Here is an 18,363-nt window from a genome sequence, read left to right as displayed (position 1 = left end):
CCGACGAGGTATGACCCGTACGTCTCCTGACTCCCGGCGGCGGCGTTCGCGCATCCGCTGCCGCCGACGGCCGGGTCGCGTAACGTCCGGACCATGCCGAAGTCGCTCTTCTGGGCCCGGACCGACACCGCCGGCTCCGAGCACGTCGTGCTCGACGACGGTCAGGGGCTGACCGCGCAGGGTGTGGCGCTCGCCGTGGATCCGATCCCGTACACGTGCCGGTACCGCCTGACCGTCGGCCCGGACTGGTCGACGAACCGGCTGGAGGTCGAGTCCGAGGGTGCCGGCTGGTCGCGGAGCGTACGCCTGGAGCGGGGCCGGGACGGGTGGCGCGTGCGTACCGGCGAGGAGGGTGACCTGGACGCGGCGCTGAGCGCGGCGGGCCACCCACCGGCGGGCCTGCCGGGCACCGACGACCCGAGCCGGCTGGCCGAGGCGCTCGACGTGGATCTGGGCGGTTCCCCGCTGACGAACACGCTGCCGATCCGCCGGATCGGGCTGGGCCGGCTGCCCGCCGACCTGGCCACCGCCGTGACGGTGGCCTGGGTGCTGCTGCCCGGCCTGGCCGTGGTGCCCGCCGAGCAGGTCTACACCTCGTTGGGCCCGGGCCGGGTCCGGTATTCCAGTGACACGTTCGCCGCCGACCTGGAGGTCGACCCGGACGGTTTCGTGGTGCGCTACCCGGGGCTGGCCGAGCGGGTCGACCCGCGCTGACCGTCCGGGGTCCGGTTCAGGCCGCCGGCCAGGTGCCGTCGGTCAGGAACCGGTCGATGGTGGCGAGGTGCGGTGCGAGGTCGAGGCCCTGCGCGGCCACCCACTCGTCGGAGTAGTAGGTGTCGCCGTACCGGTCGCCCGGGTCGCAGATCAGCGTGACCACCGAGCCGGTACGCCCGGCCGCGCGCATCTGCGCGATCAGCCCGAACGCGCCCCACAGGTTGGTGCCGGTGGAGCCGCCCACGAGGCGGCCGAGCACCGCCGAGCCGGCCCGCATCGCGGCGAGCGACGCGGCGTCCGGTACCTGCACCATCCGGTCCACCACGCTGGGCAGGAAGGACGCCTCGACGGTGGGCCGCCCGATGCCCTCGATCCGGGAGCCGCGGTCGGTGCGCACCGACCAGTCGCCGGCCTGCCAGGCGGGGTAGAAGGCGGAGTTCTCCGGGTCCACCACGCAGAGCTTGGTGGGCAGCCGCCGGTACCGGGCGTACCGGCCGATGGTGGCGCTGGTGCCGCCGGTGCCGGCGCCGACCACGATCCAGGCGGGCACCGGGTGCCGTTCCAGCGCGAGCTGGGCGTAGATCGACTCGGCGATGTTGTTGTTGCCCCGCCAGTCGGTGGCCCGCTCGGCGTAGGTGAACTGGTCCATGAACCGGCCGCCGCTGTCCTCGGCGAGCCAGCGCGCCTCCACCACGACCTTGGACGGGTCGTCCACCAGGTGGCAGCGCCCGCCCTGGAACTCGATCTGGGCGATCTTCTCCGGCGACGTGGAGGCGGGCATGACCGCGATGAACGGCAGCCCGAGCATCCGGGCGAAGTACGCCTCGGAGACGGCCGTCGAGCCGGACGACGCCTCGACGATCGTGGTATCCGGGCCGATCCAGCCGTTGCAGAGCCCGTAGAGGAACAGCGAGCGGGCCAGCCGGTGCTTCAGCGAGCCGGTGGGGTGCACCGACTCGTCCTTGAGGTAGAGGTCGATCCCCCACTCGCGGGGCAGCGGGAACGGCAGCAGGTGGGTGTCGGCGGAGCGGTTGGCGTCCGCCTCGACAGTGGCGATCGCCTCGGTCACCCAGCGCCGGCTGGCCTCGTCGCACCGGTCGAAGTGAGTCACGTCGGCAACGTTACAAGCGAGGTGGGCTCGGGTTTTCCCGGACCCGGCGGGCCTGCCGCCGCTGACCGGCCCGTCCGGTGGCCCGGATCACCGGCGTGAGGGCCAGGGCGAGCCGGGGGAAGGCGTCCAGGAGCCGCACCTGGGCGCCACGCCAGCGCGGCAGGCTGACCACCGGCCGGGGCCGGCGGGCCAGCCGCACGGCCCGCGCGGCCACCCGCTCCGGCGTGAGCAGCGAGCCGGTGAAGGACGCCAGCGCTCCCGGGTCGTCCAGCTTGTCGTGCAGCATCGGCGTCCAGATCCCGTCCGGGCACAGGCACGACACGTGTACGCCCCGGACGCCGGCCATCCGCAGGTCGCTCAGGGTGCCGAGGCTGAACGCGAGCAGGGCGTGCTTGCTGGCCGCGTACACCGTCTCGCCGGGCGCGGCGATCAGCCCGGCCAGCGAGACGACGTTGAGCACGTGGCCGCGGCCCTGTCCGCGCATCACCGCGACGGCGGCGAGCGTGCCGTTCATCGCGCCGAGCGCGTTCACCTCGACCACCGCGCGGCGGGTCGGGGCGTCGTGTCCCCACGACGGGCCGGTCACCAGGATGCCCGCGTTGTTCACCCAGAGCCCGAGGCCGCCGGGCGCGGCCGCCGCCTCGGCGGCGACCTCCGCGCAGGCGGACTCGTCGCGTACGTCGAGCGGGCGGGACCAGCCGCCCAGCGACGCGGCGGCGGCCGACGCGGCCCCGGCGTCGGTGTCGGTGAGCAGCACGTTCCAGCCGTCGGCGTGCAGCGCGGCGGCGATGGCCCGCCCCAGCCCGCCGGCCGCTCCGGTCACCACTGCGGCACCGCGTCCCGAGCTCGTCATCGGCGCACGGTAACCGCAACCGGCGGCCCGGGGCCAGAGGCGTCAGGCGGTGGGCGCTTCCAGCGGCTGCGGGCGGTTCTCCCACTTGGTCGACAGGGCGATGCTGGTGCGGGTGGACGCCACACCCGCCGTCCGGTTCAGCCGGACGATCAACTGCTCCAGCTCGGCGATCGTTCCGACCCGCGCCTTCAGCAGGAAGGACTCGACGCCGGCCATGAAGTAGCAGGACTCGATCTCGGGGATGCGGCGAAACGACTCCAGCACGTCGTCGGTGTCCGCGTCGGAGTCCTCGATGATGCCGATGAGCGCTGTCACGCCGAGCCCGATCGACTCCGGCTCGACCTCGGCCCGGTACGCCCGGATCACGCCGCTGGACTCCAGCTTGCCGACCCGCTCGTGCACGGCCGGGGCGGAGAGGCCGACCTGACGGGCCAGCTCGGCGTACGACAGACGGGCGTTGCCCCGCAACAGCTCCACGAGGCTCAGGTCGATCGTGTCCACGGAGAGTGACCCTATCCGTTCGGCGACCACGGAACACTGTCGGTACCCGTGGATCAACCCTTCACAAACGTACGATGACGGGGGTTCTCCGCCGGTACCATTTCCTATCCTTCCCAGTGTGTGCGTTTTTCGCGTTTGGCGGACACGTCCGGTAGCCGGTGCTGTAATTGCCATACGTCCCTCATGACGGCTCTGGGCTCGCACCGGCCGGGGGCAGTGTGTTCAGCCGGGGGCTTCGTCGACGCGAGGAGGGGGCTGTGGACACTGGAGATCGCCTGCTGACACCGGGTGAGGTCGCTGCGCTGTTTCGGGTGGACCCGAAGACCGTGACCAGATGGGCAGCGGCCGGCCGGATCGGCAGTATCCGGACTCCAGGAGGGCACCGCCGGTTTCGGGAATCCGAGGTGCGGGCCCTGCTCGAGGGGGAGGGCATGCTGGACGAGGCGGAGGACATGGGCAAGGCCCGCAACATGGGCCCGACCGCTTCCACCGGCCCCGGACCGGCGAACGCCGGCATGTACTGAACGTACGGGGCGCGGTCCGGCCGAGGGCCGCGCCCCGTACGTCGCAGCCGGGCCGGTCAGTCCGGATCCGCCTCACGGCGACCGGCGGCCAGCTCGCCGGACCACCGCCGGAACAGCGTGTGCTCGACACCGAGCGCGTCGAGCACCTTCCCGGCCACGAAGTCCACGAGCTGCGCGGCGGACGCCGCCGCGCCGGCACCGTAGAAGCCCGGACTGGCCGGCAGCACCACCGCGCCGGCGTCGTGCAGCGCGATGAGATGTTCCAGGTGACTGCGGGTAACCGGCGTCTCCCGGGGCACCACGACGACCGGGCGGCGTTCCTTGAGGTTCACCTCGGCGGCGCGCTGGAGCAGATCCTTGGACAGCCCGATCGCGATGCCCGCGCACGCGGCGGTACTCGCGGGCACCACCGCCATGCCGCGTACCGGGTAGGAGCCGCTGCTCGGGCCCGCCGCCAGGTCACCGGCGGGCCAGTGCCGCAGGTCCGCGCCGGTGAGGTCGCGGTCGAGCCAGGCGGCCAGGTCCTCGGCCCAGTGCGCGTCCCGGAAGGGCCGGCCGGTCTCGTCCAGCACCGTCAGCCGGGCCGCCCGGGAGACGATCAGGTCCACCGCCTGGCCGGCGTCGAGCAGGCCCCGGACGACAGCCGCCGCGTACGGTGTCCCGGACGCGCCGGAGACACCCACCACCCATGGTTCGCGCATGCCCTCAAGCGTGCCTGGTCGCCGCAGGCGGCGGGCAGCGACCCCCTTGCGGTCGGCCCGCCCGGGATGTCCAGAGGGTTCACGGAACGTCCCGCGACATGAAATTCTTCGACCGGCGATCCACTTCCACGGAGGGGCCGGTGATGACGGCGGCGGTGCTGCGGGCGCTCCGCTCCGACTGCCCGATCCCGCCCCGCCTCTCCCCGTACGCCGACGACGTGCAGGGCTGGCTGGTGGAACTCGTCGACCGGCTCGGCCTGCCGGCTGACCCGGCCACCCGGCGACGGCTGGCGCGGGCCGGCTTCGCCCGGTACGCCGGCCGCCTCTACCCGGACGCCACCGAGCCCGACCTGCGGGTGCTGACCGCGTTGTTCACCTGGTTCTTCCTCGTCGACGACGCCTGCGACGGGCGGGACGGGCTGCCCCCGCCGCAGATCCGGGCGCTGCGTGACGGCGCGCTCGCGTTGCTGCGCGAGGGCCCGCGCGCCCGCCATCCGGGCTTCTCCGGCCCGCTGCGCCGTCTGCTGGTGCAGGCGTGGCGGGAGCCGCGCCGCCGGATGCCGGCCCGGTGGCGGCTGCGTTTCGCCGACGCGGTCGCCGACCACCTCGACGGGGTGTACCGGGAGGCCACCGCCACCACGTCCGGCCGCCCACCGGGCGTCGCCGAGTACGTGCGGCTGCGCCGGGCCACGTCGGCGGCGTACGTGTCGTACCCGCTGATCGAGTTCGCGTCCGGGCGTCCGCTGCCCGACGCGGTCTACCACCATCCGGCGCTGCGGCGGCTCGCCGGCCTCGCCAACGACCTGCTGTCCTGGTTCAACGACATCGCCTCGCTGGAGCGCGACCGGGCCACCGGCGGCGGGCACAACCTGGTGCTGGCGACGGCCGCCGAGCGGGGCGTGCCGGTGCCGGCGGCGGTCGACCTGGTGGCCGCGCACTGGCGGGCCGAGATGGACCGGTTCGCGGCGCTCCTGGCGGCGGCGCCGTCGTTCGGTCCGACGCTCGACGACGCGGTCGCCATCCATCTCGACGGGCTGGCCGCCGCCGTGCGCGGCACTGTCGACTGGACGCTGGAGAGCGCCCGCTACCCGGTCGCCGCGGCGTCCTGACCGGGTGCGGCGGCCCGGTCGTCGCCGTTACGGCCGCAGGCCTAGCCGGATCACCAGGTCGAGCAGCGCGAGGACGAACAACGCGATGCCGACGAACCCGTTGGCGGTGAAGAACGCCCGGTTGACCTTGCTCAGGTCGGTGGGGCTGACCACCATGTGCTGGTAGGTGAAGGCGACAGCGGTCAGCGCCAGCCCGATCCACCACAGCCAGCCGAAGCCGACCCAGGCACCGAACCAGATGAACAGCGCGAACGTCACCACGTGCGCGACAGTGGAGGCGTGCAGCGCGAAGCGCAGCCCGTACCGGGCGGGGACGCTGTGCACGCCGATCTCCCGGTCCACGTCGGCGTCCTGGCAGGCGTAGATCAGGTCGAAGCCGCCGATCCAGAGGCCGACCGCGGCGCCGAGCAGCCAGGCCGGGCCGGAGCCGTCGAGCGTGCCGGTTACCGCCAGCCAGGCGCCGACCGGGCCGACCGCCTGGGCCACCCCGAGGATGGCGTGCGGCCAGTTCGTGAACCGCTTGCCGTACGGGTAGACCACGAGCGGCACCACGGCGAGCGGCGCGAGCACCAGGCAGAGCGGGTTGAGCAGGGCGGCGGCGGCCAGGAACACCACGAGCGCGACGGCCGCGCCGGTCCAGGCCGTCCGCACGCTCACCGCGCCGGTGACCAGTTCCCGGTTCGCGGTACGCGGGTTCCGCGCGTCGATCCGCCGGTCGAGGATCCGGTTCGCGGCCATGGCGAACGTCCGCGCGCCGACCATCGCCACGGTGATCAGCAGCAGGTCGAGCCAGCGCACCCGGCCGCCGTCGAGCTGCATGGCGGTCAGCGCCGACAGGTACGCGAACGGCAGCGCGAAGACCGAGTGCTCGATGGCGACGAGCTTGAGGAAGGACGAGACCCGGCCGGGCCGTTCCTGGACTGCCGCCGTCATCAGATCCCGTATTCCTTCCAGCGCTTGTCGACGAGCGAGACGACCTCGGGCGACATGCGCATCTCCTCCGGCCAGCCCCGGCTGTAGCCCTCCTCGGGCAGCTTGCGGGTCGCGTCGATGCCCGCCTTGCCACCCCAGAACTGCTGGTACGACGCGTGGTCGAGGTGGTCGACCGGGCCTTCGGTGACCATCAGGTCGCGGGCGTAGTCGACGTTGCCGAAGGCGCGGAACGCGACCTCGTTGTAGTCGTGCACGTCGCAGTCCTCGTCGACGATCACGATCAGCTTGGTCAGCGACATCATGTGCGCGCCCCAGATCGCGTTCATGACCTTCTGCGCGTGCTTGGGGTAGCGCTTGCGGATCGACACGATCGCGCAGTTGTGGAAGACGCCGGCGGCGGGCAGGTCGTAGTCGACGATGTCCGGGATGAGGAAGCGCAGCAGCGGCGCGAAGATCCGCTCGGTGGCCTTGCCGAGGCCGTGGTCCTCCTGCGGCGGCTGGGACGTGACGATCGAGTGGTAGACCGGGTCGCGCTGCATGGTCATGCACTCGATGTGCATCACCGGGAACGGCTCGACCGGCGTGTAGAAGCCGGTGTGGTCGCCGAACGGCCCTTCGGGCAGGCGCTCGCCCGGCTCGATGTAGCCCTCCAGCACGATCTGCGCGTGCGCCGGCACCTGCAGCGGGACGGTCAAGCAGTCCACCATCTCGACCCGCTCACCGGCGAGGAACCCGGCGAACAGGTACTCGTCGATGTCGGCCGGCAGCGGCGCGCTGGCCGAGTACGCCACCACCGGGTCCGCGCCGATCGCGATCGCCACCGGCAGCCGCTGGCCGAGCCGCTCGGCGACCGCGTGGTGCGCGGTGGAGTTCTTGTGGATCTGCCAGTGCATGCCGATCGTGTTGTGGCTGTGCTGCTGGAGCCGGTAGAGCCCGAGGTTGCGCTTGCCGGTCTCCGGGTGCTTGGTGTGGGTCAGCCCGAAGTTGTGGAAGATCCCGCCGTCACCGGGCCACACCTGCAGGCCGGGCAGCCGGTTCAGGTCGACGTCGTCGCCCCGGTAGACCACCTGCTGGCAGGGGGCGGTCTTGACCTTCTTCGGCGGCATCGACTTGAGCTGCATGACCTTGCCCAGGCCGCCCATCATCCCGGAGAAGCCCTGCGGCAGCTCCGGCTTGAGCATGTCGCCGATGCGCTCGCCGATCTCGTCGAGGTGCTCCACCCCGAGCGCCATCGCCATCCGCTTCTCGGTGCCGAACAGGTTGATCGCCACCGGCATCTCACCGCGGGTGGGGCGCTCGAACAGCAGCGCGGGCCCGCCGGCCCGGACGGTGCGGGTGACGATCTCGCTGATCTCCAGCGTGGGGTCGACCGGCGCGCTCACCCGCCGCAGCTCGCCCGCACGCTCCAGCGCCGCGAGGAAGTCCTTCAGATCGGTGTACGGGAAGCGAGCCGCCATGCCCCCATCCTCCCGTACCGCCTTCCTCGGGCCGGGCTCGCCCCCGGTCAACAGGGGGCGGGCGTCCAGGCGTACGCGGCCAGCGGCTCGTCGAGCGGCGCCTCGGTGAGCCGGTTGGCGAACGTGGAGATCGTGTACGTGCCGACGCCGAGCACCACGTCCAGCGCGTGCCGGGGCTGCCATCCGGCGGCGAGCAGCGCGTCCAGGTCGGCGTCGGGGACCGCGCCCCGGTGGTCGAGGACGGCGTCGGTGAAGCGGCGCAGCGCCTCCAGCCGGGGGTCGGGCAGCGCCGTACCGGCACGCAACGCCTCGATCAGCTCGGGCGCGGCGGCGTGCCGGACGAGCGTCGCGGTGTGCATGGCCACGCAGAGGTGGCAGCCGTTGCGGGTGGCGACCGTCAGCACGACCACCTCGCGGGCGACCGGGTCGAGGTCGGTCGCCTCGAACGCGGCGTTGGCGGCGAGGAAGCCCTTGAGCAGTTCGGGCGAGCCGGCCATCAGGCCGACGGCGGCGGGCAGGTGGCCGAGCGAGCGGCGTACCCCGGCCATGACCGGGCGGGCGGCGGCGGGCGCGGTCTCCGGCTCGTACGTGGTGAAGCGGGACATGACAGGGCCCTCTCGTAAGATAGTCAACATGGTTGACGAAATAGTAAACGTGGTTGTCGAACATGGCAACGCCTGATCGCCCCGGCTTCGCGCTGCCGCTGCTCCTGCTCGCCGGCTTCCGTGCGCTGATCGACGACCTGCACGCCGAACTGGCCCGCCAGGGGCACCCCGAGCTGCGCCCCGCCCACGGCTTCGTCCTCCAGGCCGTCGGCCCGGCCGGCACCACCGCCTCCGACCTCGGGCAACGCCTCGGCGTCTCCAAGCAGGCAGCGGGCAAGACGGTGGACCGGCTGGTCGCGCTCGGCTACCTGGACCGCGTGGACGACCCCGCCGACGCCCGCCGCAAGCTGGTCCGGATGACCGCGAAGGGCCGCGACGGGCTGCACCGCTCGGCGATCGTCTTCGACGAACTACGCGACCGCTGGGCGGCCACGCTCGGCGCGGACCGGGTCGCCGCCATCGAGGACGACCTGCGCCGGATGGTCCCCGCCGACGTATTCCGCCTCGATGTCCCCGGCTGGTTCGGCGGATGACTTCGTCACTGACAGCTTCGCCGTCGGCGGTTCATCATCGGCGGATGGATGACGCATACGTGGTGGGTGACCCCGACGGCCTCAGCCCGCTCCAGGCCGAGATCCGCGACGCGGTGGCCCGCGAGCTGCACGCCCAGTTCGCGCTCCGGGCGGACCGCCTCGAACTGGCCGACCTGCCCGAGGTGGCCTACCAGATCACGCGCCGGGTGGACGAGGTGCTGACCGCGCGCCCGGCCACTACACCCCGGCGTACGAGTGCAGACCGGTGAAGAAGAAGTTCACGCCGAACAGGTTCATCATCACGGTCAGGAAGCCCACGATGGAGATCCAGGTGGCCACGTTGCGCTTCACGCTCGGCGTAGCCCGGGCGTGCAGGTAGCCCGCGTACACCACCCAGGAGATGAACGCCCAGGTCTCCTTCGGGTCCCAGCCCCAGGCACGACCCCAGGCCGCCTCGGCCCAGATCGCCCCCGCGATCACCGCGAAGGTGAAGATCGGGAACGAGAAGGCGTGCAGCATGAAGGTCAGCCGCTCCAGCCCGACCGCCTCCGGGAGGCGGCGGGCCAGGGTGTACGGGAAGCTGCGCCGCCCCTGCTCCCAGCCGGACCGCATCAGGTACGCGGCGGCGGGCACCACGCCCAGCAGGAAGATGCCCGAGGCGAAGATGATCGTCGAGACGTGGATGATGAACCACCACGACTGCAGCGCCGGCATCAGCGGCTCGATCGGCACGTAGAGCTTCAGCTCGGCGAAGGCCAGCAGCAGCACCATGACCAGCGTCAGGAACAGCCCGAGCCGGCGCAGCCACGGCTGCTTCCAGAGCACCACGAGCCAGGCCGCCACACCGATCCAGGTGCCGGTCAGCACGAACTCGTACATGTTGCCCCAGGGCATCCGGTCGGCGGCGAGGCCCCGGGTGACCACGGCGCCCAGGTGCACGGCGGCTGCCAGCACGGTGAGCCAGGCGGCGATCCGGCCGGCCAGCACGGCCCGCGCGCCGGTGCGGTCCGGGCGCGGCGGCGTCGCCGCGACGGCCGGCTCGTCGATCGTGCCGCCGGCTCCGCCGACGCCCGCGCCGACCAGCTCCCGCGCCGGCGCGGCCGCGGACACCTTCCGCGCGTTGCCCAGCGCGAACTCCACCGCGTGGCTGATCATCGCGATCAGGTACGCCAGGATCGCGAACGCGACCAGCTGGTCGGAGAGTGCGGACATCAGTCGTCTCCTTCTCGCGCCCGCCGCGCGTCCGGCGCGTCGCCGCTCACGGCGGCGACGAGCTGCGCGAACTCGTCGGCGAACCCAGGGTGCTCGGTGCGCGGCAGCCCACCGGCCTCCACCAAACTACTACCGCTCGTCGGAGATCCGCCCTCGGGGGGCGAAATCCGGAACCAGACCCGGCGCCGCCGGGCGAACAGCGAGCCCATCAGGCCCAGCAGCAACGTGCCGCTCGCCACCAGCAGCAACGTCTGCCCGGGCGCATGCCGGACCGCGAGCGTGATGTACGGCTTGGTGCCGACGAACTCCAGCGTGCTGCCGTCGTCGAGGGTCCACTTCTCGCCCGGCCGCAGCAGCTTGGTGCCGATCTCCTTGAGCTTGCCGTCGTCGATCTGCCGCCGGTCCAGCGCGTAGACCGAGCCGGGGATGCCGGCGTCCAGCCCGAGGTTGCCCCGGTACGCGGTCAGGTTCACCGCCGGGTTCCGCTCGGCCGGGTACTGCGACGAGACGTACGGCGCGCTCTCCGGCGCGGTCGGCAGATAGAGCCCGTCGAAGGCGATCTGCTGGTCCGGGGCCCGCGCGCCGGTCTTCGGGTCGACGTTGGCGTCCGGGAAGATCGCCACGCCCTCCTCGGTCGCGTTGGAGTCGCCGGTGCGCAGGAACGGTGCCTCGCTGGTCTGGCTGCGGCCGTACTTGTCGGTGTACTTCAGCAGCGGCGCGTAGCCGTTGCCGAGCAGGTAGACGTTCGCCGAGCCGAGCCGCAGCGGCGAGTTGACCGAGAACCCGGCGGTCCGTTCCGCGCCGCCCGGCTCGTCCACTGTCACCGTGGCCCAGTAGCGGGAGGCCAGCCCGGACGGCAGGTAGTCGGCCTCGAACTTCTCCAGCGTCAGGCAGAACGGCGGCAGGTCGGAGCTGTCCACGCGCGGGCCGAGCGACGCCTCGGCGTACTGCTGGCGGGTGTTGCAGAACGCGTTGTCCTCGCCGGCCACCAGGATGCGGTTGCCGTGCCATCCGTACCAGGAACCGAGCGCCACCCCGAGCAGGACGGCGACCAGCGACACGTGGAAGAGCAGGTTGCCGGTCTCCTTGAGGTAGCCCTTCTCGGCGGAGACCTCGTTGCCGCGCACGGTGACCCGCCACCGGCGGCGGCGCAGCACCGCCGCGATCGCCTCGGGGTCGGCGGCGGCGGGGGCCTCCAGCACCGCGTGCTGCGGCAGCCGGTCGAACCGCTTCGGCGCGGCCGGTGGCCTCATCCGCAGCGCGCGGACGTGGTCGCGGGCGCGGGGCAGGATGCAGCCGATCAACGAGGTGAACAGCAGCAGGTAGATCGCGGAGAACCAGACCGAGCCGAAGACCTCGAACGCGCCGATCTGGTTCAGCCGGGGCGCGAGGTCGGGGTGGTCGACGAACCACTGGTTGACGCGTTCCGGGTTGACGCCGCGCTGGGGCAGCACCGAGCCGGGGATGGCCGCGATGGCGAGCAGGAACAGCAGGATCAGCGCCGTCCGCATGCTGGTGAGCTGCCGCCACGAGTTGCGCAGCAGGGCCAGCACCGGGTTGACCCGCCGCCGGGGCGCCTGCGCGGGGGTCGACGGCCGGTCGTCGACGGTCGTCATCAGATGCTCACCTCGCCCACGCCCACGTTCGTCTGCAACCAGATCACCACGTTCACCCAGCCGCCGGTGATCAGCGCCAGGCCGATCGCGATCAGCAGCGCGCCGCCGATCCGGGTCACCCAGCGGCTGTTGCGCCGGACGGCGCGGAACACCCCGAGCAGGCGCTGGAAGCCCAGCCCGAAGACGACGAACGGTATCCCCAGCCCGAGGCAGTACGCCACGGCGAGCACCACGGCCCGGTCGGTCCCGCCCTCGGTGGCCGCCATGCCGAGCACCGCGCCGAGCGTCGGGCCGGTGCAGGGCAGCCAGCTCAGCGCGAAGACCGCGCCGAGCACCGGTGCGCCGAGCAGCCCGGCGGAGGGCAGCCAGCGGATGCGGAACTCCCGCTGCATCCCGGGGATCACCCCGAGGTAGCCGAGCCCGAGCACCACCACGAGCGCGCCGATGACGATCTCCAGCGTGCGCTCGTACCGGAAGAAGAGCTTGCCGACGCCGGAGAAGAGGATCGCGGTGGCGACGAACACGACGGTGAAGCCCGCGATGAACAGCAGCGTGCCGGCGAGCACCCGGCCCTTGACGGCGGCGGTGGTCCGGGCCTGCGTCCGTTCCGCCACGGCGACGCCGCCCCCGGTCGGCGTTGGGTCCGGCGACTGCGGCGGGGCCGGGCGGCGGCCCTCCAGGTCGGTGCCGGCCAGGCCGGTCACGTACGACAGGTAGCCGGGCATCAGCGGGAGCACGCACGGCGACAGGAAGCTGACCAGTCCGGCCAGGGCGGCCGCGCCGACCGCGAGCAGCAGCGGGCCGGATTCGGCGAGTTGGCGGAACGTCTCGCCCATCAGCGGGAGCCGTTCGGCGGCGGCGACTCGGCGGCGATGTCCTCGACGATCGGCCGCAGCTCGTCCCGGGTGACGGCCCGGCGGATCACCACGGCGATCCGGCCCTCGCGGTCGAGCACGACGGTGGCCGGGGTGGTGTTCGGCGGGATGTCGAAGTTCAGCGCCTGCCGGCTGGCCGGGTCGAAGATGCTCGGGTACGTGACCCGGCCCTCCTCGAAGGCGATCGCCTTGTCCTTGCTGTCCTGCACGTTGATGCCGAGGAACGTCACGCCGGAGCCCTTGGTGGCCTGGTAGGTGGCCTCCAGGTCGTCCGCCTCGGCCCGGCAGGGCGCGCACCAGGAACCCCAGAAGTTGACCACGACGACCTGCCCGCGGTCGCGGGAGATGTCGTAGCTGCCGCCGGTGAGCAGCTCACCGCTCACCTTCGGCGTCTTGGACCGCTGGCCGGGGGCGCAGGTGACGGTGGAGCCGTCGGCCGCGCACCGGCTCTCCTGGCTGCCGGAGGAGCAGCCGACCAGCGCCGTACCGGCGGTCACGGCGGCGAGCAGGGCGGCGGCGAGCCTCCGGGTGAGCATCAGGCCCCCTTGGCCGTCCGGGCGGTCGGCGAGATCGACACGAGGTGGGCCGCCGGCTCGGAGTACCCGATGCCGACGATCTTGGCGCCGTCGAAGTGGAACGAGGTGAGGCTGGCCAGGCCGCACTGGCGGCGGCGCGGGTCGTGCCAGAGGCGCTTGCGCTCGACGTGCCGGCGCAGCGTCCAGATCGGGAGCTGGTGCGACACGAGCACCGCCTCCCGCCCCTCGGCGGCGACCCGGGCGGCGTGCAGCGCGGCGAACATGCGCTCGGCGATGGCCCGGTACGCCTCGCCCCAGGACGGGGTCACCGGGTCGCGCAGCACCCACCAGTTGCGCGGGTCGCGGAACGATCCGTCTCCTGGCGAGACCTTCTTGCCCTCGAACCAGTTCGCGCTCTCGATCAGGCGCTCGTCGACGCCGACGGAGAGGCCGAACTGCGCCGCGATCGGCTCGGCGGTCTGCTGGGCGCGCTCCAGCGGGCTGGCCACCACGTGCACGACGGTCCGGTCGGCGAGCGCCTGCGCCGCCGCCTTGGCCATCTGCACGCCCAGCTCGGAGAGGCGGAACCCGGGCAGGCGGCCGTAGAGGATGCCGTCCGGGTTGTGCACCTCGCCGTGCCGCAGCACGTGCACCACGGTCTCCGCCATTTGGTTACCCCCCGTGTCCTGCCGCTGCCGCCGCCCGCGCCGCGACCGGAAGGGCGGCGGCGATCTGCTCCCACGCCGCGTCGTCGATCGCGGTCGAGACGAACCACGACTCGAACGCGCTCGGCGGCAGGTAGACGCCGGCGGCGAGCATCGCGTGGAAGAACGCCTTGAACGCCGGCACCACCTGGGTGCGGGCGCTGTCGTAGTCGTGCACGTCCGCGTCGGTGAAGAAGACCGAGAACATGTTGCCCGCGGTGGAGAGGCGGTGCGGCACGCCGGCCGCGGACAGCGCCTCGGTGGTGAGCTTGCCCAGCGCGGCGGCGGTCTCGTCGAGCCGCCGGTAGAGCGCGTCGTCGGCCAGCCGCAGCGTGGCCAGTCCGGCCGCGCAGGCCAGCGGGTTACCGGAGAGCGTGCCGGCCTGGTAGACCGGGCCGGCCGGAGCGAGCTTCGCCATGATCTCCGCGCGCCCGCCGAACGCCGCGGCGGGCAGGCCGCCACCCATGACCTTCCCGTACGTCCACAGGTCCGCGTCCGAGGGGTCGAGGCCGTGCCATCCGGCGCGGGACACCCGGAACCCGGTCATCACCTCGTCGACGATGAGCAGCGCGCCGTTGGCGTGGGCGATCCGGGCCAGCTCGGAGTTGAAGCCGTCGCGCGGCGCGATCACGCCCATGTTGCCGGCGGCGGCCTCGGTGATGATCGCGGCGATGTGCTGCCCCTCGGCGGCGAACGCCTCCTCGACCGCGCGCAGGTCGTTGTACGGCAGCACGATCGTGTCGCCGGCCGCCGCGCCGGTCACGCCGGGCGAGTCGGGCAGGCCGAACGTGGCCACGCCGGAGCCGGCGGCGGCGAGCAGCGCGTCCGAGTGGCCGTGGTAGCAGCCGGAGAACTTGATGATCTTGGAGCGGCCGGTGAAGCCGCGGGCCAGCCGGATCGCCGACATGGTCGCCTCGGTGCCGGAGTTGACCAGGCGGACCTGCTCCACCGGCGTCCGCGCGATGATCTCCTCGGCCAGGTCGACCTCACCCGGCGTCGGGGTGCCGAAGCTGGTGCCGAGCGCCGCCGCCTCACGCAGCGCCTCCACCACCGCCGGGTGCGCGTGGCCGAGGATCAGCGGGCCCCAGGAGCAGACCAGATCGACGTAGCGACGACCGTCGGCGTCGAAGAGCCACGGACCCTCCCCCCGGACCATGAAGCGCGGGGTGCCGCCGACAGCACGGAACGCGCGCACGGGAGAGTTGACCCCGCCGGGCACGACGGCCTTGGCGCGGTCGAACAGGGCCTCGGAGGCCGGAGCGTCGGCCGGGTAGCGGCCGGATCCGGCGGAATGCGTCTCGGTCACGATGGGGCCATTGTGTCAGCGCCGGAGTGCTGCCTGGCAGGCACCCCGCGACGGGGGTAACCAGGCTCACCCGCGTGAGCGGCGCGACGGCCGACGGCGATCCGCTCGACAGGCCCGTCGGTCGAGATCGCGATAGGCTGACCGGGTGGATCGTGCCGAACTGTCCATCACCGTACACCGGACGGGTGACGAAGCCGTGCTTCGCCTGGCCGGTGAGATCGACATGCTCACGGCCGCCCAGCTCTCGACGGTGGTCAACGAGGTGCTGGCGGATCCGCCCCCGCGCATCGTGCTCGACCTGGCCGGGGTCACGTTCTGCGACTCGCAGGGCCTCGGCACGCTCGTGGTGCTCAGCCGCAAGGCCAGTCACACCCAGTGCCTGCTGATGCTCACCAACGTCGGTGACTTCCTGATCCGCGTCCTGGACATCACCGGCCTCCGCAGCGCCCTGATGATCCGCAACGAAGCCACCCCCTGACCTCGGCCCCCTCCCCCGCGATCTTGCACTTGCGGCCCTCGACCGGGGTGATTCACCCCTTTCGCCGGGGCCACAAGTGCAAGATCAACGCCGCTAGAGGACGGGGAGGTCGCGGCGGCGGAACGTGAGCAGGCCGGCTGTGGCCAGGGTCACCGCCAGGGCCGTCAGCACGTAGAGCGGGGTGGGGGTCCAGGCGTCGCGCAGCACCTGCGGGGTGTGCGTGAACGGGGACACGTCCAGCAGCCACTGGTCCAGCTCCAGCACGGCGCCGAGCTGCCCGAGCAGCACGCAGACCGCCAGCACCACCCACGCGGCGGACGCGAGCCGGGGCAGCAGGCCGTAGAGCAGCACGGCGAGCCCGGCCAGCACCCACGCGGCCGGCACCTGGGCCAGGCCGGCGGCGAACATCCGGCCCAGTTGGCGGGGCACGTCACCGGTGCTCAACCCGTACGTCAGGCCGGTCGTCAGCCCGGTCACCGCGAGCACCACCACCGGGCCGAGCAGCGCGAACGCCACGTGCGACAGCAGCCAGGTCGATCGCCGCGTCCCGGTGGCGAGCACCGGTTCGGCGTGCCCGGCGGACTCCTCGGCGCGCATCCGCAGCGCGGCCTGGATGCCGTACCCGGCCGCGGCCAGCCCGGCCAGGCTCAGCGTGACCCCCAGGTACGCGTCGGCCATCCCGGACGCCCCGCCGAGCCGGGCCACGATCTCCTCCATCCGCGGGCTCCCCTCGACCGACCGGCCGGCCGCCTCGGCCGCACCACCGAGGATCAGCCCGAGCAGGCCGAACCCGACCGACCACCAGAGGATCTGCCCCCGGTGCAGCCGCCAGGCCAGCCCGAACGGACCGGAAAGGGCGCCGCCCGCAGTGGCCGGGCCGAGCCGGGGCGGCAGCACGCCCGCGCCCAGGTCGCGGCGGACCGAGATCGGGTACGCGAGCGCGGCGAGCAGCACCGTGGCGGCAAGCGGCAGCAGCAGCACCCACCACCGCTCCCCCTCGTACGGCCGGACGCGGGCGCCCCAGCCCAGCGGGGACAGCCAGCTCGGCCAGTCGTTGCCGGCTGTGTCCCCGGCCAGGCGCAGCCCGAACGCGGCGCCGAGACCGGCGAGGCCGATTCCCCGCGCCCCGCCGGCGGTCTCGGTGAGCTGGGCGGCGAGCCCGCCGAGCGTCGCGAAGACCACGCCGGTCAGCACGGTGACCAGCCCGTACGCGACCGATCCGCCCACCGGCAGCCCGGTCGAGACCAGGCCGGCGGCGGTGAGCAGCCCGAGTACCAGGCCGGCCGCGTACGTGACGAGCAGCGCGGCGGTCAGCCCGGCGTGCCGCCCGAGCACGCTGCCGCCGAGCAGTTCTCGCCGCCCGGCCTCCTCCTCGGTGCGGGTGTGCCGGATGACCGTGAGCAGGCTCGCCAGCGCGACGATGAGCAGCAGGAAGCCGCTGCGCTGGGCGGTCAGCCCGCCGATGCTGTCGCCGTACGCCGGGCCGAGCAGCGCGACGATCGACGGGTTGCGGGCGGTGCCCTCCAGGTACGCGGCCCGCTCGGCGGCGGTCGGGAACAGTTCGAAGTAGCTGGCCGCGTACGTCATCGGCAGCACCGCGAGGATCAGCACCCACAGCGGCAGCAGGAGGCGGTCCCGGCGCAGGATCAGCCGGACCAGGTGACGGGTGCCGGTGAGCGCACTCATGACCGGTCCGCCGTCTCGGAACGCGCGGCGCCGGAGGAGGGCGCCGTCTCGTAGTGCCGCAGGAACAGTTCCTCCAGCGTGGGCGGCGTGCTGACCAGGCTGCGTACCCCCAGCTCGGTGAGCCGGCGCAGCGCGGCGTCGAGCGACGCGGTGTCCACGTCGAAGCGGACCCGCTGCCCGTCCACCCGCAGGTCGTGCACGCCGGGCAGGTCGGCCAGGCCGTCCAGCGGCGCGGCGACCTCGGCGTCGATCGCGGTGCGGTGCAGGTGGCGCAGGTCGCCGAGCGTGCCGGACTCCACCGTCCGGCCGGCCCGGATGATCGTCACCCGGTCGCAGAGCGCCTCCACCTCGGCAAGGATGTGGCTGGACAGCAGCACCGTGCGCCCGTCCTGCCGGGCCCGGCGGACCCAGTGCTGGAAGACCTCCTCCATCAGCGGGTCGAGCCCGGAGGTCGGCTCGTCGAGGATGAGCAACTCGACGTCGGAGGCGAGCGCGGCGACCAGGCCGACCTTCTGCCGGTTGCCCTTGGAGTAGGTGCGCCCCTTCTTGCGCGGGTCCAGCTCGAACGACTCCAGCAGCTCGGCACGGCGGGTCGGGTCGAGCCCGCCGCGCAGCCGGCCGAGCAGGTCGATCACCTCGCCGCCGCTGAGGTTGGGCCAGAGCGTGACGTCGCCGGGGACATAAGCGAGGCGGCGGTGCAGCGCCACCGCGTCGCGCCAGGGGTCGCCGCCCAGCAGCCGGACGGCCCCCGCGTCCGCCCGCAGCAGGCCGAGCAGCACCCGGATGGTGGTCGACTTGCCGGAGCCGTTCGGGCCCAGGAAGCCGTGCACCTCTCCGGTGCGGACGGTCAGGTCGAGCCCGTCGAGAGCCCGTGTGCGGCCGAAGGTCTTCACCAGGCCGGACACATCGATTGCCGTTTCCATACTTCAG

Annotated in this window: 21 protein-coding genes; 6 read left to right on the top strand and 15 right to left on the bottom strand. The window is 73.0% G+C overall.

Annotation, left to right across the window (positions count from 1 at the left end; all coding sequences use genetic code 11):
* The first annotated feature begins 93 nt into the window (after nt 1–93).
* On the top strand, nt 94–714 hold the full coding sequence (locus tag ACN27D_RS16320) for a putative glycolipid-binding domain-containing protein (protein WP_120572115.1): 621 nt from the start codon (nt 94–96) through the stop codon (nt 712–714).
* 16 nt (nt 715–730) lie between these two features.
* On the opposite strand, the gene ACN27D_RS16315 is transcribed toward ACN27D_RS16320, so the two are convergent.
* Genes ACN27D_RS16315 through ACN27D_RS16305 form a run of 3 tightly spaced genes read right to left on the bottom strand, consistent with a single transcriptional unit; the run spans nt 731 to nt 3,179 of the window.
* Entirely contained in the window at nt 731–1,825 is a 1,095-nt protein-coding gene (locus ACN27D_RS16315; RefSeq protein WP_120572116.1) for a PLP-dependent cysteine synthase family protein, read from the bottom strand.
* 10 nt (nt 1,826–1,835) lie between these two features.
* A complete protein-coding gene (locus ACN27D_RS16310) occupies nt 1,836–2,678 on the bottom strand; it encodes an SDR family NAD(P)-dependent oxidoreductase (protein ID WP_421499413.1) in 843 nt (280 codons plus the stop codon).
* A 42-nt stretch (nt 2,679–2,720) separates the two neighbouring features.
* A complete protein-coding gene (locus ACN27D_RS16305; RefSeq protein WP_120572118.1) occupies nt 2,721–3,179 on the bottom strand; it encodes an Lrp/AsnC family transcriptional regulator in 459 nt (152 codons plus the stop codon).
* 257 nt (nt 3,180–3,436) lie between these two features.
* On the opposite strand from ACN27D_RS16305, the gene ACN27D_RS16300 reads away from it, so the two are divergent.
* Entirely contained in the window at nt 3,437–3,703 is a 267-nt protein-coding gene (locus ACN27D_RS16300; protein ID WP_013473529.1) for a BldC family transcriptional regulator, read from the top strand.
* A gap of 56 nt (nt 3,704–3,759) precedes the next feature.
* On the opposite strand, the gene ACN27D_RS16295 is transcribed toward ACN27D_RS16300, so the two are convergent.
* The gene (locus tag ACN27D_RS16295; protein ID WP_421499412.1) at nt 3,760–4,404 is read right to left on the bottom strand and encodes a UbiX family flavin prenyltransferase; all 645 of its coding nucleotides are present in this window, start codon (nt 4,402–4,404) and stop codon (nt 3,760–3,762) included.
* Between the two features lie 143 nt (nt 4,405–4,547).
* Here ACN27D_RS16295 and ACN27D_RS16290 point away from each other — a divergent pair, with 143 nt between their 5' ends.
* Nucleotides 4,548–5,513: a terpene synthase family protein gene (locus ACN27D_RS16290; protein WP_421501154.1), complete on the top strand. Its 966-nt coding sequence runs from the start codon at nt 4,548–4,550 to the stop codon at nt 5,511–5,513.
* 27 nt (nt 5,514–5,540) lie between these two features.
* On the opposite strand, the gene mqnP is transcribed toward ACN27D_RS16290, so the two are convergent.
* Genes mqnP through ACN27D_RS16275 form a run of 3 tightly spaced genes read right to left on the bottom strand, consistent with a single transcriptional unit; the run spans nt 5,541 to nt 8,508 of the window.
* The gene (gene mqnP, locus ACN27D_RS16285) at nt 5,541–6,446 is read right to left on the bottom strand and encodes a menaquinone biosynthesis prenyltransferase MqnP (protein WP_091414355.1); all 906 of its coding nucleotides are present in this window, start codon (nt 6,444–6,446) and stop codon (nt 5,541–5,543) included.
* A complete protein-coding gene (locus tag ACN27D_RS16280; RefSeq protein ID WP_030273542.1) occupies nt 6,446–7,903 on the bottom strand; it encodes a menaquinone biosynthesis decarboxylase in 1,458 nt (485 codons plus the stop codon). Before ACN27D_RS16280 ends, mqnP begins: the two co-directional genes overlap by 1 nt.
* 47 nt (nt 7,904–7,950) lie before the next feature.
* Entirely contained in the window at nt 7,951–8,508 is a 558-nt protein-coding gene (locus tag ACN27D_RS16275; RefSeq protein ID WP_421499411.1) for a carboxymuconolactone decarboxylase family protein, read from the bottom strand.
* Between the two features lie 62 nt (nt 8,509–8,570).
* On the opposite strand from ACN27D_RS16275, the gene ACN27D_RS16270 reads away from it, so the two are divergent.
* Both ACN27D_RS16270 and ACN27D_RS16265 read left to right on the top strand, forming a co-directional pair.
* A complete protein-coding gene (locus ACN27D_RS16270; RefSeq protein ID WP_421499410.1) occupies nt 8,571–9,041 on the top strand; it encodes a MarR family winged helix-turn-helix transcriptional regulator in 471 nt (156 codons plus the stop codon).
* A 44-nt stretch (nt 9,042–9,085) separates the two neighbouring features.
* The gene (locus ACN27D_RS16265; protein ID WP_047891625.1) at nt 9,086–9,310 is read left to right on the top strand and encodes a hypothetical protein; all 225 of its coding nucleotides are present in this window, start codon (nt 9,086–9,088) and stop codon (nt 9,308–9,310) included.
* Here the strand turns inward: ACN27D_RS16265 and ccsB are convergent.
* From ccsB to hemL, 6 genes are read right to left on the bottom strand one after another with little or no spacing between them, the layout of a single operon-like run.
* Nucleotides 9,279–10,253 carry a c-type cytochrome biogenesis protein CcsB gene (gene ccsB / locus ACN27D_RS16260; RefSeq protein ID WP_421499409.1) on the bottom strand — a complete coding sequence of 325 codons (975 nt, stop codon included), beginning with the start codon at nt 10,251–10,253 and terminating at the stop codon, nt 9,279–9,281. The genes ACN27D_RS16265 and ccsB overlap by 32 nt on opposite strands.
* On the bottom strand, nt 10,253–11,869 hold the full coding sequence (resB, locus tag ACN27D_RS16255) for a cytochrome c biogenesis protein ResB (RefSeq protein WP_421499408.1): 1,617 nt from the start codon (nt 11,867–11,869) through the stop codon (nt 10,253–10,255). The genes ccsB and resB overlap by 1 nt, the downstream gene beginning before the upstream one ends.
* Complete coding sequence (locus ACN27D_RS16250) at nt 11,869–12,705, bottom strand: cytochrome c biogenesis CcdA family protein (RefSeq protein WP_120572125.1); 837 nt, start codon at nt 12,703–12,705, stop codon at nt 11,869–11,871. Before ACN27D_RS16250 ends, resB begins: the two co-directional genes overlap by 1 nt.
* Nucleotides 12,705–13,280, bottom strand: a complete 576-nt coding sequence (locus tag ACN27D_RS16245) for a TlpA family protein disulfide reductase (RefSeq protein ID WP_421499407.1) — start codon at nt 13,278–13,280, stop codon at nt 12,705–12,707. The genes ACN27D_RS16250 and ACN27D_RS16245 overlap by 1 nt, the downstream gene beginning before the upstream one ends.
* The gene (locus tag ACN27D_RS16240) at nt 13,280–13,927 is read right to left on the bottom strand and encodes a histidine phosphatase family protein (RefSeq protein ID WP_013283542.1); all 648 of its coding nucleotides are present in this window, start codon (nt 13,925–13,927) and stop codon (nt 13,280–13,282) included. The genes ACN27D_RS16245 and ACN27D_RS16240 overlap by 1 nt, the downstream gene beginning before the upstream one ends.
* A 4-nt stretch (nt 13,928–13,931) precedes the next feature.
* The gene (gene hemL / locus ACN27D_RS16235) at nt 13,932–15,269 is read right to left on the bottom strand and encodes a glutamate-1-semialdehyde 2,1-aminomutase (protein WP_421499406.1); all 1,338 of its coding nucleotides are present in this window, start codon (nt 15,267–15,269) and stop codon (nt 13,932–13,934) included.
* Between the two features lie 145 nt (nt 15,270–15,414).
* Here hemL and ACN27D_RS16230 point away from each other — a divergent pair, with 145 nt between their 5' ends.
* The gene (locus ACN27D_RS16230; RefSeq protein WP_013283540.1) at nt 15,415–15,747 is read left to right on the top strand and encodes an STAS domain-containing protein; all 333 of its coding nucleotides are present in this window, start codon (nt 15,415–15,417) and stop codon (nt 15,745–15,747) included.
* 93 nt (nt 15,748–15,840) lie between these two features.
* Here ACN27D_RS16230 and ACN27D_RS16225 read toward each other — a convergent pair whose 3' ends face one another.
* Together ACN27D_RS16225 and ACN27D_RS16220 are read right to left on the bottom strand one after the other, a co-directional pair.
* A complete protein-coding gene (locus ACN27D_RS16225) occupies nt 15,841–17,433 on the bottom strand; it encodes an ABC transporter permease (protein ID WP_393156871.1) in 1,593 nt (530 codons plus the stop codon).
* The gene (locus tag ACN27D_RS16220; protein ID WP_421499405.1) at nt 17,430–18,356 is read right to left on the bottom strand and encodes an ATP-binding cassette domain-containing protein; all 927 of its coding nucleotides are present in this window, start codon (nt 18,354–18,356) and stop codon (nt 17,430–17,432) included. Before ACN27D_RS16220 ends, ACN27D_RS16225 begins: the two co-directional genes overlap by 4 nt.
* Nucleotides 18,357–18,363 lie beyond the last annotated feature (7 nt).

Source organism: Micromonospora sp. WMMD1274 (assembly GCF_049179035.1).
GTDB lineage: Bacteria > Actinomycetota > Actinomycetes > Mycobacteriales > Micromonosporaceae > Micromonospora > Micromonospora tulbaghiae.
Note: the sequence above shows the minus strand (reverse complement) of the source record. Positions and strands in the feature narration are given on the sequence as shown.